The 24,889-nt window shown below is 60.1% G+C and carries 16 protein-coding genes; 8 read left to right on the forward strand and 8 right to left on the reverse strand.

The genetic code is table 11. From position 1 onward, the window contains the following. Window positions 1-35: 35 nt before the first annotated feature. On the reverse strand, window positions 36-719 hold the full coding sequence (gene lolD, locus EC915_RS10640) for a lipoprotein-releasing ABC transporter ATP-binding protein LolD (RefSeq protein ID WP_177413364.1): 684 nt from the start codon (window positions 717-719) through the stop codon (window positions 36-38). A 7-nt stretch (window positions 720-726) separates the two neighbouring features. Continuing rightward, window positions 727-1,977: a lipoprotein-releasing ABC transporter permease subunit gene (locus tag EC915_RS10645; protein ID WP_133750483.1), complete on the reverse strand. Its 1,251-nt coding sequence runs from the start codon at window positions 1,975-1,977 to the stop codon at window positions 727-729. Between the two features lie 126 nt (window positions 1,978-2,103). Between EC915_RS10645 and EC915_RS10650 the strand changes: the two genes are divergently transcribed. Beyond that, window positions 2,104-2,691, forward strand: coding sequence for a PilZ domain-containing protein (locus EC915_RS10650; RefSeq protein ID WP_133750484.1), 588 nt, complete (start codon window positions 2,104-2,106; stop codon window positions 2,689-2,691). Between the two features lie 36 nt (window positions 2,692-2,727). Then, window positions 2,728-3,450, forward strand: coding sequence for a glycerophosphodiester phosphodiesterase (locus tag EC915_RS10655; protein WP_133750485.1), 723 nt, complete (start codon window positions 2,728-2,730; stop codon window positions 3,448-3,450). Between the two features lie 42 nt (window positions 3,451-3,492). Here EC915_RS10655 and sthA read toward each other — a convergent pair whose 3' ends face one another. Then, window positions 3,493-4,887 (reverse strand): Si-specific NAD(P)(+) transhydrogenase, encoded by a 1,395-nt coding sequence (gene sthA / locus EC915_RS10660; RefSeq protein ID WP_133750486.1) that lies wholly within the window; start codon window positions 4,885-4,887, stop codon window positions 3,493-3,495. 381 nt (window positions 4,888-5,268) lie between these two features. After that, the gene (locus EC915_RS10665) at window positions 5,269-9,573 is read right to left on the reverse strand and encodes a dermonecrotic toxin domain-containing protein (RefSeq protein WP_133750487.1); all 4,305 of its coding nucleotides are present in this window, start codon (window positions 9,571-9,573) and stop codon (window positions 5,269-5,271) included. A 296-nt stretch (window positions 9,574-9,869) separates the two neighbouring features. On the opposite strand from EC915_RS10665, the gene EC915_RS10670 reads away from it, so the two are divergent. Further along, window positions 9,870-11,156, forward strand: coding sequence for an MFS transporter (locus tag EC915_RS10670; protein WP_133750488.1), 1,287 nt, complete (start codon window positions 9,870-9,872; stop codon window positions 11,154-11,156). 286 nt (window positions 11,157-11,442) lie between these two features. Here EC915_RS10670 and EC915_RS10675 read toward each other — a convergent pair whose 3' ends face one another. After that, on the reverse strand, window positions 11,443-12,906 hold the full coding sequence (locus tag EC915_RS10675) for a glyceraldehyde-3-phosphate dehydrogenase (RefSeq protein WP_133750489.1): 1,464 nt from the start codon (window positions 12,904-12,906) through the stop codon (window positions 11,443-11,445). Between the two features lie 169 nt (window positions 12,907-13,075). Here EC915_RS10675 and mfd point away from each other — a divergent pair, with 169 nt between their 5' ends. Genes mfd through EC915_RS10690 form a run of 3 tightly spaced genes read left to right on the forward strand, consistent with a single transcriptional unit; the run spans window position 13,076 to window position 19,811 of the window. Continuing rightward, a complete protein-coding gene (gene mfd, locus EC915_RS10680; protein WP_133750490.1) occupies window positions 13,076-16,540 on the forward strand; it encodes a transcription-repair coupling factor in 3,465 nt (1,154 codons plus the stop codon). A gap of 9 nt (window positions 16,541-16,549) precedes the next feature. Beyond that, window positions 16,550-17,086: a CsiV family protein gene (locus EC915_RS10685; RefSeq protein WP_133750491.1), complete on the forward strand. Its 537-nt coding sequence runs from the start codon at window positions 16,550-16,552 to the stop codon at window positions 17,084-17,086. Between the two features lie 13 nt (window positions 17,087-17,099). Beyond that, complete coding sequence (locus tag EC915_RS10690) at window positions 17,100-19,811, forward strand: DEAD/DEAH box helicase (protein WP_133750492.1); 2,712 nt, start codon at window positions 17,100-17,102, stop codon at window positions 19,809-19,811. 84 nt (window positions 19,812-19,895) lie between these two features. On the opposite strand, the gene EC915_RS10695 is transcribed toward EC915_RS10690, so the two are convergent. Beyond that, window positions 19,896-21,635: a VRR-NUC domain-containing protein gene (locus tag EC915_RS10695; RefSeq protein ID WP_133750493.1), complete on the reverse strand. Its 1,740-nt coding sequence runs from the start codon at window positions 21,633-21,635 to the stop codon at window positions 19,896-19,898. Window positions 21,636-21,785: 150 nt separating this feature from the next. On the opposite strand from EC915_RS10695, the gene EC915_RS10700 reads away from it, so the two are divergent. Then, complete coding sequence (locus EC915_RS10700) at window positions 21,786-22,292, forward strand: nucleoside 2-deoxyribosyltransferase (protein WP_133750494.1); 507 nt, start codon at window positions 21,786-21,788, stop codon at window positions 22,290-22,292. 64 nt (window positions 22,293-22,356) lie between these two features. On the opposite strand, the gene EC915_RS10705 is transcribed toward EC915_RS10700, so the two are convergent. Both EC915_RS10705 and EC915_RS10710 read right to left on the reverse strand, forming a co-directional pair. Further along, window positions 22,357-22,572, reverse strand: coding sequence for a hypothetical protein (locus tag EC915_RS10705; RefSeq protein WP_133750495.1), 216 nt, complete (start codon window positions 22,570-22,572; stop codon window positions 22,357-22,359). A 69-nt stretch (window positions 22,573-22,641) separates the two neighbouring features. Beyond that, window positions 22,642-23,544 carry a LysR family transcriptional regulator gene (locus EC915_RS10710; protein ID WP_133750496.1) on the reverse strand — a complete coding sequence of 301 codons (903 nt, stop codon included), beginning with the start codon at window positions 23,542-23,544 and terminating at the stop codon, window positions 22,642-22,644. Window positions 23,545-23,666: 122 nt separating this feature from the next. On the opposite strand from EC915_RS10710, the gene EC915_RS10715 reads away from it, so the two are divergent. After that, window positions 23,667-24,746, forward strand: coding sequence for an AbrB family transcriptional regulator (locus EC915_RS10715; protein WP_372237880.1), 1,080 nt, complete (start codon window positions 23,667-23,669; stop codon window positions 24,744-24,746). Window positions 24,747-24,889: the final 143 nt, after the last annotated feature.

Below are 24,889 nucleotides of genomic sequence, written 5' to 3' on the forward strand. Positions count from 1 at the left end.
TCAGGGACACTGGCGCCGGATGAATCAGCCTTGCGTCACGCCTGAACCAGACGCCCTTGTTCAAGACGCCACACGCGGTCCATCTGACGGGCCAAGGCCATGTCGTGAGTCACCACCAGAAACGCTGTGCGCGACGAGGTGCTGAGCTCCAGCATCAGGTCCTGAATGCCTTGGGCGGTGTGGGAGTCTAGGTTGCCGGTCGGTTCATCGAGCATCACCAGACCTGGCTGGTTGACCAAGGCGCGTGCAATGGCCACACGCTGCCGCTCACCACCGGATAACTCCGAAGGCTTGTGCGCCAGACGGTGCGCAAGCCCTACCCGTTCAAGCAAGGCAGTGGCACGCTGACGCGCTTCAGGGATCGCCGTCTTGCCGATCAGCAGCGGCATGCAGACGTTTTCCAGCGCAGTGAACTCAGGCAACAGGTGGTGGAACTGATAGACGAAGCCCAGCGACCGGTTACGCAGCAGCCCACGCGCCTTCTCGTTGAGCGCGGACAACTCCTCTCCTGCCAGCCAGACGCTGCCCTCGGTCGGCGTGTCCAGCCCGCCCAGCAGATTGAGCAAGGTACTTTTACCCGAGCCGGAACTGCCGACGATCGCCACGCGTTCGCCCGGGTGCAACTCCAGTTGCAGACCCGAAAGCACCACCACCGACTCCGGGCCCTCCTCGTAGGATTTGCCCAGGTTGCGGCAACTCAGTACAGCTTTATCACTCATGCCCGACTCACTCATAACGTAACGCCTCCGCCGGCTGGGTGCGCGCAGCACGCCAGGCGGGATACAGGGTGGCGAGGAAACTCAGGGCCAGGGCCGCGCCGCATACCAGCAGCACGTCCTCGGCCATCAATTGCGAAGGCAGATAGTCGATGAAATAGACATCCGCATTGAGAAACTTGTGGCCGATGAGGCCTTCCAGTGCCGAGATCGCAGAACTGACGTTGAGCGCTGCAAGAATGCCGACGCCGGCGCCAATCAACGTACCGACCACGCCAATCACGGTGCCCTGGACCATGAAAATCGCCATGATCTGCCCAGGCGTGACGCCCAGGGTACGCAGGATCGCGATGTCGCCGCGCTTGTCGTTGACCACCATCACCAACGTGGAAATGATGTTGAACGCCGCCACCGCGACAATCAGCAGCAACAGCAGACCGATGATGGATTTCTCCATGCCGATGGCCTGATAAAGGTTGCCATGAGTACGTGTCCAGTCACGGGAATAGTACTGATGCTCACCCAGGCTCTGCGCGATGTCATAAGCGGTGCGCGGGGCCTTGAACAAATCGGTGAATTTCAAGCGCAGCCCCTGTACCTGATCAGGCTTCCAGCGGTGCAAACGCGCCAGATCCTGCAGATTGGTCACGCCAAGGTAGCCATCAAGCTCACCGGCACCCACGTGGAAGATGCCGACCACAGTAAAGCGCTTCATGCGCGGAAACATCCCGGCAGGCGTGACCGTGACTTCGGGCGAGACAAAAGTAACCTTGTCGCCGATCCCTACGCCCAGTTTGGTCGCGGCCTTGTCGCCGATGACCACGCCGAAACCGCCGGTCACCAGATCGTCAAGCCGGCCCTGCTTCATGAAGCCGTCGATGATCGAAACTTTGCGCTCTTCAACCGGGTCGATGGCATTGAGCAGGATTTTCTGCACATTGCCATTGTTGGTCAGCAGGCCCTGCATCTGGGTGAATGGCGCGATGGCCTCCACCTGCGGGTTTTTCTTGACTCTGCTCGCCAGGCTGCGCCAGTCGCTGATGGGCTCGCCGGACTCGATGGTGGCGTGAGGCACCATGCCCAGGACGCGCGTACGCATCTCATGATCGAAACCGTTCATGACCGATAACACGACTATCATCACTACCACGCCGAGGGCGAGACCGATCATCGACGTCAGGGAAATGAAGGAGACAAAATGATTACGGCGTTTTGCACGGGTATAACGCGTGCCGATAAATACAAAAAGAGGTCTGAACATGTAGGGGCTTGTTCGGAGGAATGGGAACGTCCATGTGGCGGGCCTGGGCCTGCGGCTTTACACTCGGATCACTGAGTCGCGCTCGAGAGCAATCACTCTGACAACCGCAGCTACCTTGGGTTCGCCATGTCGACATTAGATGAAGAAGAACGCCGCGAATACTACCGTATCGAGGACAGCGTCGCACTGGAAATTCAACCCATCCCGGCGTCCGGGACGGTTGACGAACCGGCTGCTCACGACACCTCGACACTCTTTGATCTGCTGACCGAACTGCATGTTGCCGAGTTCGAGTCGCAGCGCCTGCTGCGCCAACTGGACGACCGCGACCGTACCACCAACAGCTTCCTGAGGGCCATGAGCAAACGCATCGATCTGTTAGGTCAGGTGGTGGCCCAGACCGTGCTCGGCAAGCTGGGTCCGCCGCAAAACGTGATCATGTCCGAAGGCGGGCTGGAATTCGAATCTCCCCACCCCTTCCCCGCCGGCACCCCGTTATTGGTAAAAATGGTGCTGATGCCCCAGGCCTCGGGAATGATGTTGCAGGCCAGGGTTACGCAGTGCCACTCGCTGGCCATCGGCGATTTTGCGGTAGGTACGGAGTGGGTTGACCTGTCTGACGCTCAGCGTCAATTGCTCGCGCGACACATTCTGCAACGACAAGCCGCCCAACGGCGGCTGGCTCGGGAACAGAGCCCCTCTGATCAGCATTGATTTTCAGCCTACAGGCGCGTTATCGAAGGAGTACTTGTGACGTTGATTTATGGCCACCGCGGCGCCAAAGGCGAAGCACCGGAAAACACCCTGACCAGCTTTCAGGAATGCCTCAAGCATGGGGTCAAGCGTTGCGAACTGGATTTGCATCTGTCCCGCGACGGTGAGCTGATGGTGATCCACGACCCTACGCTGAAACGGACCACCGACCGACGCGGCAGGGTGGTCGAGCATACGGCGGCGGACCTTGTCACCTATGACGCCCGCAAGGGTGGGCCCGGCTGGGTTCAGCCCTGCCCGATCCCACGCCTGGAAGAACTGTTCCAGACCTGCGCTTTCGATCACTGGCAGCTGGAAGTGAAAAGCGCATCACGCACCCGCGCTGCGACGACTGTGCTGGCGATTCGTGAAATGGCCCAGAGGCTTGGCCTGCTGGACAGGATCACCATCACGTCCAGCTCGCGGGAAGTCTTGCGTGCAGCCCTGGAGCTGACGCCGGATATTTCGCGGGGGCTGGTGGCCGAGTATGCCTGGCTCGACCCATTGAAGGTCGCGCAGGGCTACGGCTGTGAACTTCTGGCGCTGAACTGGACACTGTGCACCCCCGAGCGCCTGAGAAAAGCCCAGGATCAGGGTCTGCATGTGTCCGTCTGGACGGTCAATGAGCCCGCGTTGATGCGCAGACTCGCTGACTTTGGCGTTGACAGCCTGATTACAGACTTTCCCGGTTTGGCCAACGCCACCCTTGGGAATTGCTGAAATCGGTCTCCCCGGCCGGCTCAGGCCACCGGCCGGAGCCGCTCAAAAAAGCCGGTTCAAACCATCGTATGCCGCTACCCGATAGGCCTCGGCCATGGTCGGGTAGTTGAAGGTGGTATTGACGAAATACTTGAGGGTGTTCGCCTCGCCCGGCTGATTCATGATGGCCTGACCGATGTGCACGATCTCCGAGGCCTGGTCGCCGAAGCAGTGCACCCCGAGGATCTGCAGCGTCTCTCGGTGAAACAGAATTTTCAGCATGCCGACCGGCTCACCGGAAATCTGCGCACGGGCCATGCCCTTGAAAAACGCCTTGCCCACTTCGTAGGGCACCTTCGCCTGCGTCAGATCGTGCTCGTTCTGACCGATCGAGCTGATTTCCGGGATGGTGTAGATACCGGTTGGCACGTCGTTGACGAAACGCCAGGCGCCGTTGTCAACCGCACTGCCCGAAGCCGAGCGGCCCTGATCGTATGCAGCACTGGCCAGGCTCGGCCAGCCGATCACGTCACCGGCGCCATAGATGTTCGGCTTGCTGGTGCGGTAGGTCTCATCGACTTCGATCTGACCGCGACCGTTGGCCTTGATGCCGACGTTTTCCAGACCCAGCTTGTCGGTATTGCCGGTACGCCCGTTGCACCACAGCAAGGCATCGGCCTTGATCTTCTTGCCGGACTTGAGGTGCAGGATCACACCGTTTTCCAGGCCTTCGACGCGCTCGTAGTCTTCGTTGTGGCGAACCATCACGTTGTTGTTGCTGAAGTGATAGCTCAGGCCCTGGGAGATTTCCGCATCGAGAAAGCTCAGCAGTTGATCACGGTTGTCGATCAGTTCGACCTCAACCCCCAGGCCGCTGAAGATCGATGCGTATTCACAGCCAATCACACCGGCACCGTAGATGATCAGTTTGCGCGGGGTGTGATTGAGACTGAGGATGGTGTCGCTGTCATAGATGCGCTTGTGACTGAAGTCGATGTCGGCGGGACGATAAGGACGCGAGCCGGTAGCGATGATGATCTGGTTAGCCATCAGCTTCTCGACGATACCGGTGTTGCAGACCACATCGACAGTGCGCTCATCGGCAAAGCTGCCGGTGCCGAAGAACACATCGACGCGATTGCGGGCGTAATAGCCAGTACGCGAGGCGACCTGCTTGTTGATGACCTTTTCCGCATTTTTCAGCACATCCGGAAACGAAAACCAGCGCGGCTCGCCAATGGCCCGGAACATCGGGTTGGTGTTGAACTGAATGATCTGCTTGACCGAGTGACGCAACGCCTTGGACGGGATCGTGCCCAGATGGGTGCAATTGCCGCCGACCTGCCGACGGCTGTCGACCATGGCTACCTTGCGTCCAGCCTTGGCGGCGTTCATTGCCGCGCCTTCTCCAGCCGGGCCGGAACCCAGTACCACTACGTCGTAGTTGTAGACAGCCATGCGTACTCCTTAGAACAGGCCGAGACTCCACTCTGGCGTCTCTGGCTAACCCATGCCGCAGCCAGCGGCATGAAGAATCGAAACTCGCGGCGAAGTCTAATCGCCCAACGTCGCGGGGAACATTAACCCTTGGTCGCGTCGCAAGCCAATTTTGTCTGCTTTACGGCGCATTTTCCTTGCCAGCCATAGACCGGATCGAGGCCGAATTGGCGCGGATGATAAATGCGCAGGCGGGATGAATCACAATAAAAGCCGGAATTTTGTAGGGCAGTGCCAGGTTAGGCAGTGTTTGGCCTGTTGTGCCATCGGATCGCGCCCGACCGGTCGGCGGACAGGCTAATTCAGGCGCGATCAAGCAAAGCTGCTCGTATATAGGGCAGGTCAGCTACCGGGGGTAGCCACGGGATCCAGATCGAGGAACAACCGCCGAGCGACATCCTTACCGATGTAGCTGCGATAGACGCTGATCACTTCCTTATTGTCGCGTGCGGCTTTCAACTGGGCCTTGTAGCCGATGAATCGCTGATCAGGCAACTTCAGGTGCGCCGCCGTGAACGCATCGGCGGCGGCCCCTTCACTGGCATAGTGAAAATGCGCCCACCACAACACACGCATCTCGTTGTCACGAATCAGATACTCCTGCAAAAAATCATTGCGTCGCGAGCCGGACATGTTCTTGCGCCCCTCGAAACGGGCAATGTTGACCTCGCGCTCAGCCGCCAGATAACTGAGCCGTGCGGCGGTGGGCGGCTGCGCCTTGATCATCGCGATGCGCACACTGCGTCCCTCTTCCCCAAGACGCGAGGCAGCGAGGCGCAGTTCACCGAGCAATGCCGGCACTTCGGTGTCCGTCGGCTCCACTTCGGCGGGCTCGACCCTGCGGGCCGCGATCCTGTCAGCCAGCTCAGTCAAGCGGCTGGCCTTTTGCACGAGGATATCCTGCATGTCTGCCGGCTCGCCGCCGCGCCTGGCCTGACGCTGAACGGTGTTGATATCCGGTTCGACCCGCGCCAGCGCTGCGCTCGCTTCGCGCGAGAGCTCGGCCAGCGCAACCCTGCTTTCGTGCCCCTGTTCCTTCGCCGGATGCACGGTTTCCACTTCCACCCAGTCCCCGTTTTCGTGCAGGTGATAAGTGCTGACGACTTTGTCCCCCATCGATTGCGTAACATCCACCACTTCACCGGGAAAGTCCGGCTCGCCCTCTCTGAGACGTCCTACCAAGGTGCGCTGGTTGCGGGTCTTGAAGACACGTTTGCCAGGCTGCCTGACCTTCGGCGCATATTCGAGCACATGGTGCTGAGGCTCGGCGCTTTCACGGATCAGGTCCGATAAACGCTTTTCCGCTTGCTCCGAGACTTTTGACAGGTCATCGACGAAACGTTCGAACTGCTCGACTATCAGCAGTTCGGGTGTATTTTGCTGCGTACAGGTGGCGATGGTCAGACCCCGCTGGTACTCGCGCACTGAGCTTTCAAGCACGTCGATCTGTTCCGAAACCGTGTAGTCATTGGGTTTTTCCAGCTCGGCGTGGGAGCTGCACGCCGCATGCAAAGCTGCATCGATGCGTAAGGCCTTGAGCTCCGCTGCGTCATAGGGCGCCAGAATCGACTCCTGGCGCAGGCTCAACTCCAGCAGCGACCACATACGGTTGATGCGCCACTCCAGGTGCGTATACAAGTTGCAGCGCTGCATCTCCAGCACCTCATCATGCCAGTAGCGCTCACCGACCTTGGGGACCGCCCGCAGTTGTTCCCAGAATCCATACCTCACACCAGACCAATGCACACCCCGGTCAGTCAACGTCAGTACCTTGTTGAACAATATGAGATAGGCATCGATATTCCCTGCATTTACGCTCGCCTCACCATTTTCACTCAAACGCGGGAACTCCACGCGCACGTACGCCAGCAGCCGTTCGAGCACCACGCCCTCGAAAAAAGCGATGCGCCGGACCGTTGACTTCAAATCATCGGCGGTGGCCTTCTCTCCAAACCGATCAGCCGGGCGCAGCGATTGCTGGAGCTGCTTGTGCTCCTCGAGAATCGCAATGAGTTCGTTCAGGTCCGCTTCGACACTCTTGATCAGCTCGGCGGTCAACGGTGCGCGCGAGGCCCGGTAATCTGCGTCCCACCGGGCCAATCGTTGGTAAATCTCCTGACGGCGCTGTGCCAGCGCCGCACCCCGCTCGGTCACGCGCTTGAGCGTGGCAGCATTTTCCTGGGCCAGCATTCGAGCGGTACGCTTCGGACCGCCACCACGAAGCCCAAGAGACAGATCAATGGCCCAGCCATGAGCGACCTTTCTCAGGCGCGGCCCTTTGGACAGAGGGTCCTGCGGGTCGACGATGAAGACTTCGTCATCGGAGAAACCGACTGCGTAGACCCCACTGTCCAATCGCACCCGCCACTGTTCACCCTGGCGATATAACCCTTCTCTGCCAGGCTCGATTGATGGCACCCCGGAGGCCGAATCGGGAGATGCCCTAAGGCGTTCGAGGTGCCGTGCCTGAGTTTCGGTCAAGCGATGGTCGTCGCTGGACCAGGAGAAATCCAGCAGCGAAATGCGCGAAGGCTCGGCCAGATCGGGCACGGGGACCGATGCTTCGGTGACGGTGAGGACAGGCCGACCGACAGGCTCGGTTGGTGAAGGCTGCATCGGCACCGATTGCCCGCTGGCCTCTGCCCGTATGGCAAACCCCTGGTGCAGCAGGATCATGGAAATCGTCAACAATAGCCCGTTCCACGCCTGGCTGGCTTCGCGCCGCGCCTTACGGCTCTCGGCCACCAACACCTGATCGACCCCGGCCATCAGTTGTACCAGCCAAAGCGCCGAACCCGCCGATCCCGAAATAAACGGCATCACAGCATCCAGCGCCAGCCAGCCGCCGCGCTGGAGCATCGCCCAGCGGCTCTCGGCATTGGACACCGACTCACGGTCGGCAAGGTCAACCAAGGCCCTGGCGTTGGCGTCAAACAACGCAATCAACGGGTCACCTTGCACGTGGGCGGTGGACAGCTGCGCCGGACCAGGCGTGCGCAGCGGGGCGAAATCCGAACCCAGACCGAAGCGTACGATGTGCGGTTGATCAAAACCACCATTGGCGTATCGCTGCCGCCCGCGAGGGCTCATCCAGGTCAACACGCCATCCTGCAGTTCGCCAGGCGTGACGATGGCCTGACGCAGGCTCGTCCAATTGGCAAACTCGGTCAGCGGCACAGCGGCGAAGGGACGGTAAAGGATCAATGGTCCAATGGCTGGATCGGCATTCGCAATTACGAACATGTTGTTCACCTCGTCAGCGGCCGCGCCCGGTTCTGCCGTCCAGGCAAGGGGCCGCAAGACGCTGTCGGTGCTCGGGCAGGCACCCTCTGCCGATGCCGGTGTCAGAAGCGCGCAGACCACGCGATAGCCGGCCGAAGTGAGATCGCCCTGCCCGCGTATTTTTTGTTCGAGGGCCTTGAGCGGCAATTGCACGCGCAATTGCTCGGCAAACAAGACCCGACGCCGCGCCATTTGCGCGTGATCGGCGATCAGGTAATGACGCACCCGCTCGGGATAACTGCGTCCGACATCCACGCGCCTCGCCAGTTGTTTCAGATAGTCGGGAGTGAACCAGCCAGGCAAAGGACCGCCATCCCGAATCGAGAGCGTCAAGGACCCGTAGGGCAAGCTGGAAAGATTCTGCAAGGCGAAGGCGGCGACGCTCATGCGCGTGTTTTGAACGCTGCCGATCGGGATGATCTGCCCGGCCGATGGCACGGCTGCCGCCACGACCTTGGCGATGTGTACGGTCACGTCATCGAGGGTAAGCCGTGTGGCTTCAGGATGGTCCTGGCGCAGAGCATCCTGCATGGCCTTGCCCGCGTAATCCAGAATCGGCGGTAAATCGTCGTTCCAGGCCTGGCCCGCGGCTCGACCGGCTACCACGCCCAGCGCGGACATTCTGCGGCTATAGTCCAGGCGGTCTGCCGAAGAGGCGGTCTTCAGCCAGGCGGGCAGTTGCTCCAATCGCGACACCCGCGACGCGATCCTGGTGAAGACCTCATCGTGCAGGAGAGGACGGATGTCGGTGATCCGCGCCAGATAGCGCTCGATCTCGTCGAATTCTTCCAGCCCAAAAGAAAGCACGCCCCGTATCGCCAACAGTTGTGCGTCCAGGGCTTCCAGGGCTTTGCGCTCGAAATACCCACTTGCAAGTATCGCGAGCCGAGATTCGGCGCCGACCACACTCCCGCCGTCGCGGATCACCGGATGCGCCGCTGAATGTTGGCACTCAAGGGCGTCAGACAGCTGTTTCCAGGGTGTCACGCCTTGTGGACCAGGACGATCCCAGAAATCCACCAAGGCGTGAATGAACGTATCGGGAAGTGCCAGGGAGACGGTATCGATCAAAACGGCCAACTGTTCGATATCGACCTCCAGGGTCTGCGTGACCGGTGCCCCTGGGTCGGCCACCAGGGTGTTTTGGCCACGTAGCCAGCGCGGGGTCTTGCCCGTCGCGAAGTTGATGTGTAGATGTTCGAGCAAGGTCCGGCTTGTTGCTTCACCGGTAATCACTGCAAGGTCAGGGCGGATATCCAGCGCCGGGTACTGGGCGCGAAGGGCGTCATGCAGTGCGCCGAGCGCCAGCGGTGAAAGCGAGGGACGGTGGGAAAATGTGTCGATCAGGTCGAATTTTGTACTCATGGGCGGCTGAACTCGCAATAGGGATTTATGATCGGCCTGTCCGGAGGCCGAATCGGAGCGTTTCAGGCGAGTTAAAAGCCGATTCTCGTCGACGGTGACATAAACAAATATCGCCATGCCCCCCAAGGACATGCGCCCAGCCACTGAGGCGGTCGACCGGGTTGTGATTGCCATCCGCCATTTTTACACATATCGTTACAAATCTGCGCTGCCGGGGACCAAGCCCGGGCGGCGCAGCAGAGGACGTACAAATACAACGGATCCCCCCAGCTAGACAGCCTAAGTGAGTATTCCAGATGGCCTCCAACACAGGCAAAGGCAAAGCGATTTTTCGCGTTGTCAGCGGCAATTTTCTTGAAATGTTTGACTTCATGGTTTACGGCTTTTACGCCACTGCCATCGCCAAAACGTTCTTCCCTGCCGACAGCGAATTTGCATCGCTGATGCTTTCGCTGGCGACCTTCGGCGCCGGTTTTCTGATGCGCCCACTGGGCGCCATCTTCCTCGGTGCCTACATTGACCATCATGGCCGCAAGAAAGGCCTGGTCATTACCCTCGCCATGATGGCCATGGGTACGGTCCTCATTGCCTGTGTGCCAGGTTATGCAACCCTGGGCGTCGCTGCGCCTCTGCTGGTGCTGATCGGACGTCTGCTCCAGGGCTTCTCCGCCGGTGTCGAACTGGGCGGTGTATCGGTGTATCTGGCCGAGATATCGACCCCTGGCCGTAAGGGCTTTTTCGTCAGCTGGCAGTCCGCCAGCCAGCAAGCCGCGGTGGTTTTCGCAGGCCTGCTGGGTGTCGGCCTGAACCACTGGCTGAGCCCGGAAGACATGGGCCAATGGGGCTGGCGCGTGCCGTTCCTGATTGGCTGCCTGATCGTTCCGGCGATCTTCGTTATCCGTAGCTCGCTGGAAGAAACTCCGGAATTCGAGGCCCGTGCGAAAAAACATCGTCCAACTCTTGGCGAGGTCGTGAGGTCGATCGGTCAGAACTTCGGCCTTGTGATTGCCGGCATGGCGCTGGTGGTCATGACCACCGTGTCCTTCTATCTCATCACGGCCTACACCCCGACCTTCGGCAAGAACGAGCTGCACCTGTCGGACCTGGATTCTCTGCTGGTCACCGTCTGCGTGGGTATTTCGAACTTCATCTGGCTGCCGGTGATGGGGTCGCTATCCGATAAGATCGGCCGCAAACCCCTGCTGCTGGGCGCAACCATTCTGGCCATCGTCACGGCCTACCCTGCCCTGTCCTGGCTGACGGCCAATCCGACATTCGCCAATCTGCTGATGGTCGAATTGTGGCTGTCGTTCCTGTACGGCTCGTACAATGGCGCCATGGTCGTGGCCCTGACCGAAATCATGCCGGTCGAAGTGCGTACCACGGGTTTCTCCCTGGCGTATAGCCTGGCAACCGCGACGTTCGGCGGCTTCACACCGGCAGCCTGCACCTACCTGATCCATGTGCTGGACAACAAGGCAGCGCCCGGCATCTGGCTGAGCGGTGCCGCCGTGCTGGGCCTGCTCGCGACGCTGGTGCTGTTCCGCAAGGGTCAGACCCGCATACAGGCAGTCACAAGCTAAAAGCTGCAAGAAGAAATAAAAACGCCCCGACTGTTCGGGGCGTTTTTTTTTCCAGCGGATCTGCGCTCATTCACCTGTAGTAGCCCTGATTGGTGACGCTAAGGATGCACGGACGTCATGGTCGGCAACCCGGACCGCTGCAGCAACGAGGCTCACCGCAACCACTCGGTCAGACCCGCCGAAGGCGCACAAGCAAAAACGCCACAACGGGTGGACCGTCGTGGCGCTTTTGCTTGAGGCTCGTAACGTGCCGCTTGCAGCGACGTACCTTGTCGCTCGAGGCCGCTTATTGCGGGAAGGCTGGCGGGTTGACCCCGGCCATGTCTTCCATTACGCGCACCACCTGGCAGCTGTAACCGAACTCGTTGTCGTACCAAACATACAGGACAACGCGGTTGTCCATGCAGATCGTCGCTTCGGCATCGACCACACCGGCGTGGCGAGAGCCAACGAAATCGGTGGACACCACTTCCTGCGAGTTCACGAAATCGATCTGCTTGTGCAGGTCCGAATACAGCGCGGTTTCGCGAAGGTATTCATTTATTTCTTCGCGCGTGGTGGCCGTACCCAGATTCAGGTTCAGGATCGCCATCGACACGTTCGGCGTTGGCACCCGAATCGCGTTACCGGTCAGCTTGCCGGCCAGTTCGGGCAGCGCCTTGGCCGCAGCGGTAGCAGCGCCGGTTTCGGTGATGACCATGTTCAACGCGGCGCTACGGCCACGACGATCGCCTTTGTGGAAGTTGTCGATCAGGTTCTGGTCGTTGGTGTACGAGTGAACCGTTTCAACATGACCGTTAACGATGCCGTACTTGTCGTTGACCGCCTTCAGCACCGGAACGATGGCGTTGGTGGTGCAGGACGCCGCGGAGATGATCTTGTCATCGGCGGTGATCTGCTGGTGATTGATACCGTGAACGATGTTCTTCAGCTTGCCTTTGCCCGGTGCGGTCAGCACGACGCGGTCAATGCCCGGGCACTGCAGATGCTGGCCCAGGCCGTCGGCATCACGCCATACGCCGGTGTTGTCGACCAGCAGCGCATCCTTGATACCGTACTGGGTGTAGTCCACCTCGGTCGGGCTCTTGGCGTAGATCACCTGGATCAGGTTGCCGTTGGCGGTGATGGTGCTGTTGGCTTCATCGATGGTAATGGTGCCGTCGAACGGGCCGTGAACCGAGTCACGACGCAGCAGGCTTGCACGCTTGACCAGATCGTTCTCGGCGCCTTTACGGACAACGATGGCGCGCAGACGCAGGCCGTCGCCGCCACCGGTTTTTTCGATCAGGATCCGCGCCAGCAGACGACCGATACGGCCGAAACCGTACAGTACGACGTCAGTGCCTTTGCGGGCGCCGCAATTCTGCTGACCGACGACTTCAGCCATCTCGTCACGGACGAACTGCTCGGCAGTGCGACCATTGGCTTCGGTCTTGTATTTGACGGCCAGCTTGCCCAGATCCACCGAAGCGGCACCCAGTTTGAGCTCGCTCATCGCTTTGATGAGCGGGAAAGTCTCGTGTACGGACAACTCGGTTGCGTCGGCTTGACGATGACGCGCAAAGCGATGCGCCTTGAGAATCGCGATCACTGAACGATTGATCAGGGTGCGGCCATAGATCGAACTCACCACATTGTTATTGCGGTAGAGCTGACCGATAAGCGGGATCATCGCCTCGGCGAGCGCTTCACGATCGATCCATTCACCAAGACACTGGTCGGGCTTCTGAGTCACGGTAACCTTCCACATGTAGGGGCTGAAAAAAGGGACTACATTATGCCCAAGCCTTTGTTTATGAGCAATCCGCTGTTTTGAACAGGACTGGCACTACATAAATTGGCGAGCGTAAAACTGACAGCAGATCTCGGATTTAGTTACAATCCCAGGCTTTGCCGCAACGCCTGGAGCTCTATCTTCCGTGCCCGTTCTGCGCCTACCGATTCTTCCTGCCGCCGCAGGCAAACAACATTGGGGCAACCTGCCCGGTGCCGCTCAAAGTCTGGCGATTGCCGAGGCTGCAAGCGCCGCGAAACGCTTCACCCTGCTTTTGACCGCCGACAGCCAGAGCGCCGAACGGATGGAGCAGGAACTGAAGTTCTTCGCCCCTGGCCTTCCGGTGCTGCATTTCCCTGACTGGGAAACCCTGCCGTACGATCTGTTCTCGCCGCATCAGGACATTATCTCCCAGCGCATCGCCAGCCTTTACCGGCTACCGGAACTGGAACATGGCGTGCTGGTGGTGCCGATCACCACGGCCCTGCATCGTCTGGCACCGACCAGCTTCCTGCTGGGCAGCAGCCTGGTGCTGGATGTCGGTCAGAAGCTCGATGTCGAAGCGATGCGCACGCGACTTGAAGCCAGCGGTTACCGCTATGTCGATACGGTGTACGAGCATGGCGAATTCACGGTTCGCGGCGCGCTGATCGATCTGTTTCCCATGGGCAGCAAACTGCCATACAGGATCGACCTGTTCGACGACGAAATCGAAACGCTGCGCACCTTCGAGCCGGAAACCCAGCGCTCGGTGGACAAAGTAGATTCGGTGCGTCTGCTGCCCGCCAAGGAGTTCCCGCTGCAGAAAGAAGCGGTAACCCGTTTCAAGGCGCGTTTTCGCGAACGTTTCGACGTCGATTTCCGCCGCAGCCCCATCTTTCAGGACTTGAACAGCGGCATCACCCCCGCCGGCATCGAGTACTACATCCCGCTGTTCTTCGAAGAAACTTCCACGCTGTTCGACTACCTGCCTCAGGACACTCAAGTGTTCTCGCTGCCCGGTATCGAATCGGCAGCGGAAACCTTCTGGAAAGACGTGCGCAATCGTTACGAAGAACGCCGCGTTGACCCTGATCGTCCGCTGCTACCACCGACGGAGCTGTTTCTCCCGGTAGAAGACTGCTTCGCCCGCCTGAAGAGCTGGCCACGGGTGGTCGCCAGCCAGGACGACGTTGACGCCGGCATGGGCCGCGAGCGTTTTCCTGCTCGGGTATTGCCCGATCTGGCCATTGAAGCCAAGGCCAGCCAGCCGTTGGCGGCGCTCTCAAGCTTCCTCAATGAGTTCCCCGGCCGCGTGCTGTTCACTGCCGAATCCGCAGGGCGCCGCGAGGTGCTGCTGGAATTGCTCGAACGTCTGAAACTGCGCCCGAAAACCCTCGACAGCTGGCAGGAATTCGTCGACAGCAAAGAGCGCCTGGCAATCACCATCGCGCCGCTGGATGAAGGCCTGGTGCTGGAGCAACCGGCCTTGGCGCTGGTCGCCGAGAGCCCGCTGTTCGGTCAGCGGGTGATGCAGCGGCGGCGGCGCGAAAAGCGTATGGACGGCCACTCCAGCGACGCGGTGATCAAGAACCTAGCAGAGCTGCGCGAAGGTGCGCCGGTGGTGCACATCGACCATGGCGTGGGGCGCTATCTGGGGCTGGCGACATTGGAGGTGGAGAATCAGGTCGCCGAATTCCTCATGCTGGCCTACGCCGAGGAAGCCAAGCTGTATGTTCCGGTCGCCAATCTGCACCTGATCGCGCGCTACACCGGCAGCGACGACGAACTCGCACCGTTGCATCGCCTTGGCTCCGAGGCATGGCAGAGAGCCAAGCGCAAGGCCGCTGAGCAGGTACGCGACGTGGCAGCCGAACTGCTGGACATCTACGCCCGGCGCGCGGCTCGCGAAGGTTATGCGTTCGCCGACCCCAAGCTGGATTACGAAACGTTCAGCGCAGGTTTCCCGTTCGAAGAAACCCCGGACCAGCAGACCACCATCGAAGCGGTACGCGCCGACATGCTCGCGCCCAAGCCGATGGACCGTCTGGTGTGCGGCGACGTGGGCTTCGGCAAGACCGAAGTGGCGATGCGCGCGGCATTCATCGCCGTGCATGGCGGCAGGCAGGTGGCGATTCTGGTGCCCACCACCCTGCTCGCCCAGCAGCACTACAACAGCTTCCGCGACCGTTTTGCCGACTGGCCGGTGACGGTAGAGGTGATGAGCCGCTTCAAGTCGACCAAGGAAATCAATGCTGCGGTGGCCGACTTGGCCGAGGGCAAGATCGACATCGTCATCGGCACCCACAAGCTGTTGCAGGACGACGTCAAGATCAAGAACCTCGGGCTGGTGATCATCGACGAAGAACACCGCTTCGGCGTGCGTCAGAAAGAACAACTCAAGGCCCTGCGCAGTGAGGTCGATATCCTGACCCTCACCGCGACGCCGATTCCGCGCACCCTGAACATGGCCGTGGCCGGCATGCGCGACCTGTCGATCATCGCCACGCCGCCTGCGCGACGCTTGTCGGTGCGTACCTTCGTCATGGAGCAGAACAAGCCGACCGTGAAGGAGGCGTTGCTGCGTGAACTGTTGCGCGGCGGTCAGGTGTACTACCTGCACAACGACGTGAAGACCATCGAAAAATGCGCCGCTGACCTTGCCGAACTGGTGCCGGAAGCCCGGATCGGTATCGGCCACGGACAGATGCACGAGCGCGATCTCGAGCAGGTGATGAGCGACTTCTACCACAAGCGCTTCAACGTGCTGATCGCCTCGACCATCATCGAGACCGGCATCGACGTGCCCAGCGCCAACACCATCATCATCGAGCGCGCCGACAAGTTTGGTCTGGCCCAGTTGCACCAGTTACGCGGTCGGGTCGGGCGCAGTCACCACCAGGCCTACGCCTACCTGCTGACGCCGCCGCGCAAGCAGATCACCGCGGATGCCGTGAAGCGCCTGGAAGCAATCGCCAATACGCAGGACCTCGGTGCCGGTTTCGTGCTGGCCACCAACGACCTGGAAATCCGTGGTGCTGGCGAGTTGCTCGGCGATGGCCAGAGCGGGCAGATTCAGGCCGTAGGGTTCACCCTGTATATGGAAATGCTCGAACGCGCGGTGAAATCGATCCGCAAGGGCGAGCAGCCAAATCTGGATCAGCCCCTGGGCGGCGGGCCGGAGGTCAATCTCCGAGTTCCGGGACTGATTCCCGAAGACTATCTGCCGGACGTTCACGCGCGGCTGATTCTCTACAAACGCATCGCCAACGCCGCCGACGAGGAAGGCCTGAAGGATCTGCAAGTGGAGATGATCGACCGCTTTGGCCTGCTGCCGGAGCCGACCAAGAATCTGGTACGCATCACCTCGCTCAAGCTCAAGGCCGAGCAGTTGGGCATCAAGAAGGTTGACGCCGGGCCGCAGGGTGGACGAATCGAATTCGCTGCCGATACGCCGGTCGATCCATTGACGCTGATCAAGCTGATTCAGGGGCAACCGGCACGCTACAAATTCGAAGGCGCCACGCTGTTCAAATTCATGGTGCCGATGGAGCGTCCCGAGGAGCGTTTCAATACAATCGAAGCGCTGCTCGAGCGCCTGACCCCGCCGCCCTCCAAAAAATCGGCTTAAGGATTGCCCATGCGTGTGCTTCGCTCGCTCACCCTGCTGCTGGTGCTGATTGCCCCTGCAGCGTTCGCCGATGGCACCTATCAGGTGGAGTTGATCCTGTTCCGCCAGAACGGTGAACCGGCGGCCACCAATCAGGCGGCGCCGGAAAACTGGGACGCTGGCGTGAAAACGCTGGGAGTCGATAACCAAACCTCCACGGCGCTGGACAGTCTGGTGGGCAAACTGGAATCCAGCGACGGCTACAAAGTGCTGCTGCACCGCGCCTGGCAACAGGATCTGGGCGCCACACCGAGCAAGGTTGCGATCAGCAACGGGCAAGAGCAATTCGGTCACTATCCGATCGAAGGTACGGTGAGCCTGGGCCTGGCGCGCTTCACTGACATCGACGCCAATTTCTGGGTCAATCAGCTCGACGATCACGGCGTGCTGGTCACCAGCGAACGCATGCGTCAGGCCACCCGGGTCAGGAACGGGGAATTGACTTACATGGACAACGGAAGCCTGGCCTTGTTGATCAAGGTTTCTCCTCTCCAAGCACCGCGCTGACGCAGGGCAAGACGTGTCATCCCTACTGGAAAAAGCCCTGGCCCTGCCATGGGAACCCTTGTTCAAGGCGCAGAGTGTGGAGCGCGGGCTCGGTTATGCCCGACAGAAACGCGTGACGCTCCAGCATGTAAGCCCCGATCTGGTTCGCACGCTGTGCCGCGGGTCTGGCATGGAAACCTATGTCCAGACGCTGCAATTCAAGGACGCCGAGCGCGCCCGCCATTTCGTGGTCGGCACCTGCACCTGCCCTGTGAGAAATAACTGCAAGCATTGTGCGGCGGCGTTGTTCTATCTGCAGGCCCCGGAAAACCTCCCCGGTGTTCTGAGCATCGTGGATCAGCACACGGCTGCGCCCGGTCCCAAGGCCGAGGACAAACCGGCACTGCCCGAACGGGTCATTACCAACGTCGAGCCCGAGCCGCGCTTGATCCTTGCCAGCTTCGAGTTCAGCGCCTACGAGCCGCGCAATGGCAAGATGCAGCGGCATATTCAGCATCGTGCCGCACTGGCGTTTCGGTATGGCGAGTTCTACGCTTCGGGCATGCCGAGCCCCGGCCGCTCCAGCGATATCGTGCGCCATCTGGTCGATGAAACCCTGCGCCTGCGGCGTCATCTGGACCGCGAAGGGCACCTGCGCAAACAGCTGCAAGAGATCGGCTTTCGCATCGCTACACGGCAGAGCAAGGCCTTGCCCGACAGTGCAGGAGAAATGTTCGAGTTGCCCACTGAGAAAGCCTGGCTGAGCTTTATGCTCGACGAGTTGCCGACGTTTCGCGAGCAAGGCTGGCAGATCGAGATGAACGAAGATTTCGGCTTCGACGTCACGCCAGTGGACGACTGGTACGCCGTCGTCGAGGAGGAACCGGAGCGTGACTGGTTCGACCTGGAGCTGGGCATCATCGTCAACGGCGAACGCCTGAGCCTGTTGCCGATCCTGATCAATCTGCTGCGCACCCACCCGGAACTGATGACCCTGTCGGGCATTGCCAAACGCCGCGACGACGAACAGTTGCTGGTACAGCTCAACCACTTTACCCCGCGTGGCGGCAGCCCGATCCAGGTCGCCCTGCCCTATGGCCGACTAAAGACGGTGCTCGCGACCCTGGGCGACTTTTACTGGCGCGAAGAGGGCAACGACGCCATTCGCCTGAACAAGGCCGATGCTGCACGCCTCAAGCAGCTCGACGACCTGCCGCTGGTATGGCAAGGCGGCGACCGGTTGCGGCAGTTTTCAGAGCGCCTCGCTACGATCAAAACCGCCCAGGTCAAGCCGCCCAGGGACCTGAATGCGACGCTGCGTCCCTATCAGCTTGAAGGGCTGAGCTGGATGCAGACCTTGCGGGAGCTGGAAGTGGGTGGGGTCCTGGCTGATGACATGGGCCTGGGCAAGACCCTGCAGACCCTCGCCCACCTGCTGATGGAAAAACAGGCCGGGCGCCTTGATCGTCCGGCGCTGGCGGTCATGCCCACCAGCCTGATTCCCAACTGGATGGACGAAGCCAAACACTTTACGCCGCAACTCAAGGTGCTGGCGCTGTATGGCGCAAATCGGCATCAGGATTACGTAAGCTTGCAGGATTACGACCTGATCCTCACCACTTACGCCCTTCTGCCTCGGGACGTCGAGCTGCTGAGCAAGCAACTGCTGCACGTGCTGGTGCTCGACGAAGCACAGTACATCAAGAATCCCAACAGCAAGGCGGCGCAGGCGGCCCGGCAGTTGAATGCCCGACAGCGGCTGTGCCTGAGCGGTACGCCGCTGGAAAACCACCTAGGGGAGCTATGGTCGCTGTTTCATTTTCTGATGCCGGGTTGGCTGGGCGATGCCAAACAGTTCAACAGCAATTATCGCAACCCCATCGAAAAGGCCGGCGACGAGGCGCGCTTGCAGCACCTGAACGCGCGGATCAGGCCTTTTCTGCTGCGCCGGACCAAGGAGCAGGTCGCCACCGAGCTACCGCCAAAGACCGAGATCGTGCATTGGGTCGAGCTCAACGATGCCCAGCGCGATGTTTACGAAACCGTGCGGCTGGCGATGGACAAGAAGGTTCGCGACGAGATCACCCTCAAGGGTGTCGCGCGCAGCCAGATCATCATCCTCGAAGCCTTGCTCAAGTTGCGTCAGGTCTGCTGCGATCTGCGGCTGGTCAACAGCGTCCCCGCCGGCACGCGGCAGTCGAGTTCGGCCAAACTGGAAAGCCTGATGCAGATGATCGAGGAGCTGTTGGCCGAAGACCGCAAGATTCTGCTGTTCTCGCAGTTCACCTCGATGCTCGAACTGATCGAATTCGAACTGGCCCAGCGCGGCATCGAATACGCCCTGCTGACGGGAAGAACCAAGGACCGTCGTACCCCAGTGCAGGACTTCCAGAGCGGCAAACGCTCGATCTTTCTGATCAGCCTCAAGGCCGGGGGCACAGGGCTGAACCTGACCGCCGCTGACACGGTGATCCATTACGATCCGTGGTGGAACCCTGCCGCAGAAAACCAGGCCACCGACCGCGCTTATCGCATCGGCCAGGAAAAGCCGGTATTCGTCTACAAGATGATCGCCCGCGGCACGGTGGAAGAAAAAATTCAGCACCTGCAGCACGAGAAGTCCGCGCTGGCATCTGGCGTACTGGATGGCCGTACGGCCGGGGACTGGAAACTGCAGGATGACGACATCCAAGCCTTGTTTGCCCCGTTGCCGTTACCCCCCAGGAAAGTGAAGCGACAGACATAAAGCCCAGCCATTTCCGGGTTTGCGCCGTACCGGGTTTGGCAATGCACGGCGGGAGCGAGCTTGCCCGCGATGGCGGCGGGTGGGTCAACAGTAAGGCGCCGGGGCTAACGCATCCACCGGCGCGCCGACTGCTGCAAACGGCGGTGGGTCGCTCTTTTCTGCCGACGTCACTTGCTCGGCCCACTGCACATAACACACCACTACCGGCATCTCATGCTCGGCGCAGAAATCCAGCCAGCGCAGCTGGTTGTCCTGTAAACGGTCTCCGGGGCCTTTGACCTCGATCATTCGGTAGCTGCGCTGCTCAGGATAAAACTGAATCAGGTCTGGCATGCCCGTGCGATTGGCCTTGATGTCCTGCAGCAGCCGACGGAACCAGTGCTTGAGGTGCTGCGCCGGCAGGCAATGCAGGGCCTGTTCGAGCAGATCTTGCGTCAGGGTGCCCCAGAACACGAAGGGTGATTGCAGACCGAACTTTTGCACGTAGTGGTGACGAATCACCGCCAGATAACGTTCATCGTCCAGCTGCGCCAGACATTCATCGAACAACGCGGCCCGACGCTGGTAAAAATCCGGGCTGTAGAGATCGCTGGGAGCACTGTGGAATGGGTGAAAAAATGCCCCCGGCAACGGCGCGAACACCGCTGGCCAACAGAGCAGGCCGAACAGCGAATTGATCAGTGCATTTTCGACGTAATGTACTTCGCTGCCCTCCTCGGCCAGATGCAGCTGGATCAAGCGCTCCACGCTGTAATCGGGCAGCGGCGTGACACTCAGGTCCAGCCGCTTGACCGTGCGCGTCGGTCGCTTGCGCACCGCGCAATGCCCCAACTTGCGCTGCAGCCGGGGCTGAATCCGCAACAGGTGCTGGGTTTCCTCATCGTTTTCGGGCAGAGCCTGGGCCTGCTGCAAAAGCGTCATCGCCTCGGCGTACTGCTCGCTGCGCTCCAGCACCCGGATCCTGCGAACTCGCGCGCCGGCGTAACTGGACTGCGCATAAACACTCAGCGCCAACAACCCCTGCTGTCGGCGTTCAGCCTGTTGGCCGATCTGGAACAACAGTTTGGCCCGGCGCATGGATAACCAAGGGTTGTCAGTCCGGATAGCCAGTGCCTGGGTCGCCAGTTCGCCGAGTTGGTCGCTTTCATTCAGAGTCTGATCCAGCGCCTGGCGACAACTGTGCAGATGCAGGCAAATGTCGATGTCTTGCCGCTGGCTGATGCCTCGTGATTCCAGAGAAAACTCGACCTTTTCGTAGCGATAGATGCCCAGATCCGCCAATACGAATTCAGACCATTCCTGATACAGGTTGCCGAAGTACAAAAGGCGTAGCCGGTCACACAGGGGCATGACCTGCAACCCGAACACCACCTCGTCAAAATCTGCAAACCACTGGTCTAGCGGCTGGACATGCTCATGAAGGGGCAGCAGGCGGTCCAGAAAATCGGCTTTTTTCTCGGCATTTCTTACCCCGTGAGCCTTGAAGCACAAGGTCAACTCGTCCTTGCGCAGGAGCGCAAATAGCGCCCGAAGGTCCAGAGGCGGTTGCCCGTCGACCCAGCCACACGCCAGCAGCGGCAGAGCAGCCTGCCGTGGGTCACCGATTTCGGGGTATACCAGTTTACTGGCCCTGAACAGCACACCCTTGCGCATCACCATTCGCACCAGCAACGCTTGTGCGGCTTGCGGCAGGCGAGCGAAGCCCTCGATAAAAAGACGCTCTTCGTCAACGAGCAGATCGTCGTAGCGCTGGCCAATCCAGCTCAGCACCTGGCGAAAGTTTTCCAGGTAGTAGAAGGGATTGTCGAGGGGCGAATAGCTCACGGCGGGGTCACGTTATGGCTGACGGGAAAAGCGTGAGGATACTGTTTATCCGTACAGATTCCAGCCCTTGTCCCCGTGAACGGGGATCGAGCTGATCAACGGCAGGCGCCGGCGCTACAATCGAGTCCAATTCAGTCAAAGGGGCTTGTGATGACTTATTCCGGTAAACCCCGCGTCTATCTGGCCGGCTTCGATGTCTTTCGCGCCGATGCCATCGAACATGGGCGTTATCTGAAAGCGCTGTGCGACGCCCATGGCCTGGTCGGACTGTACCCGTTCGATAACGAAGTCGCACCCGATCTCCCTGCACACCAGACCGCCAGACTCATCTGTGATGCCAATATCGCCATGATCCGGAACTGTGATGCGATGCTGGCTAATCTGAACCCTTTTCGCGGCGTCGAACCGGACTCCGGGACGGCCTTTGAAGTAGGCATGGCGGTTGCGCTGAGCAAACCGGTATGGGCGTATTTCGAGGATACGAGGACGTTACGTGAGCAAATCGTCCACGATGCACAAGGCTTCGACGCCCAAGGCTTTCAAGTGGAGGACTTTCAGCTACCCAGAAACCTGATGCTGGCATGCACCTGGGCCGCAAGCAGCGAGACGGCTGAGGACGGAATCGAGACGTTGGCACGGTATCTGGATGGTCTGTAAAACACTGAACCCGTCAGCCCATGGCTCGGGGCAAGTTGTGGGCTGGACGAGCTTCAGCGACCCTTTATCCTAATGTGGACGACCCGATATCCAGCTTGTCCGAATCTGCAAACTCATCCAGTTGCAGCTCCCCTAGATCCAGTTCAGCTTCCGGATCGCTGTCTTCATCGCCATCGGCATCATTGAGGGGCGACTGGTCGCCACCGTAATGCTGGTCTTCGTCGCTCAGCAGGTACGGCGTCAGACTGCGCGGGTCGTGTTCGTATGGCGCTGCATGCATGGCAGGTTTCTCCAACGGTCTACTCGATAGTGTGTTTCGTCTTCAAGGCTACACCTGATTGCGACGCAATCACACCCAACTGAAAAACGATCCGCCGTCGTCGCGCAACATTTGCGCCATGGCGTGGGCTGCGGGAGACAGATACCCCTGGCGGCGCAGAATCACGCAAATGGTTCGGGTCATGGTGGTGGGTTGCAACGGCACCTCACGCAGGTACTGCATGTTCTTGCCATATTCCAGCGTTTCGCGGGCGATGAAGCTCAGCAGGCGGGTCTGGGCGATGAGGCGGGGCAGCAGGGAAATGGAGTTGGCTTCAATCTGCACCACGGGCAGCGGCAGGTTGTGGCGGGCGAAGGCGTCGTCAACCCACATCCGCGACGACACCCCGGGTGGCGGCAGCACCCAGCGGTATTTGCACAGATCGCTCATCTGAAACGGTGTGTTGAAGATCGGGTGATTGCGGCTGGCAATTACCACGGCTTCATCAGTGAGAATCGGGTGCGCACTGAATTCATCCTCGGTGCTGCGCTGCGAACAGATGATCATGTCCAGATGCCCTGAACGCAGCTCCTCACGAAGCATGTCGTCCTGACCGATCACCAGTTTGAGGACAACATCCGGCGAGCGTTTGAGCAAAGCGTTGGTCAATTCCGGCAGCAGGTACTCGGCCATCGTCGCCGCACACCCCAGGCGGATTTCGCCCACTGCACCACTGGCGAAATCGCGCACCTCGCGTTGAGTCTGGGCGATGCTTTGCTGCAGTAACCTGCCTCTGGCCTGCAGCAACTCACCCACCGGGGTCAGTTTGATCCGCCTGCCGTCGCGCTGAAACAGCTTGGTCCCAAAAGACGCTTCCAGGCGCTGAATGCTTTTGGTCAACGCAGGCTGACTGCGGTTGAGCTTTTCTGCCGCACGTCCCAGGTGACCGAGCTCGGCGATGGTTTCGAAATACGTCAGGTCGCGCAGGTCCATATATCAACCAAAGTTATCAATTCATGATTATTAGAAAATAGACTTGATCGATTCAAGTGTCGATACTTCTCGGCATTGGACGAAATTCCACAAGGAAAAAGCCCATGCTCTGGAGATACTCGTTGTCGCGCCCCGCCTCGTTTTCCCTTGAAACCCTCCCCTCGCGGATGCAATGGCTGCTGTTGGTGATTCTGGCCGGTAGTGCTGGCCAATTGTTCAGATATTTCCAGGTGCCCGCCGCGCTGTTTCTCGGCCCGATGTTGGTCGCTATCGGTTTCGGCGTGTCCGGCGCTTCGATCCGGCTGCACAGGAACATCTTTCGCCTGGGTCAAGGGACGGTTGGGGTATTGGTCGCTCATTCCATGACCATGGGCGTGCTGATCGCCGCGCTGCACTCTTGGCACGTCATGGTCTTCGCCACCCTGATCACGGTCGCATTGAGCGCGATGGTGGGCATCGGTGTCGCGCGATGGGGGGGCATTCAGGGCAGTACGGCGGCATGGGGCACTTCGCCCGGCGCGGCGTCGGCGATGGTGGCGATGTCCGAGGACTACGGCGCCGACTCACGGGTTGTGGCGACGATGCAATACGTGCGCGTGGTCTGCGTGGTGATGGTCGGCGCACTGGTCAGCCGGCTGATGGGTGCCGACGCTGGCGGGACCGAAACGCACAGCGTCGATGCGCTGCTGCAAGGCTTCGATGGGCTCAACCTGGTGCTCAGCCTGGTGGTCATTGGGTTCGGTGTCAGTCTCGGCGCACGCGTGCCCGCCGGTGCTTTGCTGGTGCCGCTGCTGTTGGGCGGTACCCTGCAGCTCAGTGGTCTGCTGCAGATCACCCTGCCCACCTGGTTGCTCGCAATTGCCTATGGCGCCATCGGCGGCTACATCGGCTTGCGCTTCGACCGGGTAACCATCAGCTACGTGTGGCGACGCCTGCCAGCGATGATCATGAGTGCGCTACTGCTGATCCTGCTGTGTGCAATGTCTGCCTGGGTGATTGCCGAGATGATGGGCAAGGACTTTCTCTCGGTCTACCTGGCCACCAGCCCCGGCGGGCTGGACGCAATGGCGATCATCGCTATCGACACCCACTCGGACGTTGGCTTCGTGCTGGCAATGCAGACCTTGCGCCTGTTCGGGGTGATCGTCACCGGCGCTTACATCGCACGGCAGGTGATACGGGTGACAGAGCGGTTGGCGTGATCAACTCCTAGAAAGACGCAGAAGGTCACACGGCAGCGAGTTCAAAAATCCTTTCAATGTATCCGAGCCTGATTCAACGCATTTGCCACTGTCGCACGGTTCTAGAAGATCCCACAGCCTCTGCGAGAGACGCCGAGGGTAAC

Origin of the sequence: Pseudomonas sp. LP_7_YM, assembly GCF_004364435.1 — a bacterium.
Lineage (GTDB): Bacteria > Pseudomonadota > Gammaproteobacteria > Pseudomonadales > Pseudomonadaceae > Aquipseudomonas.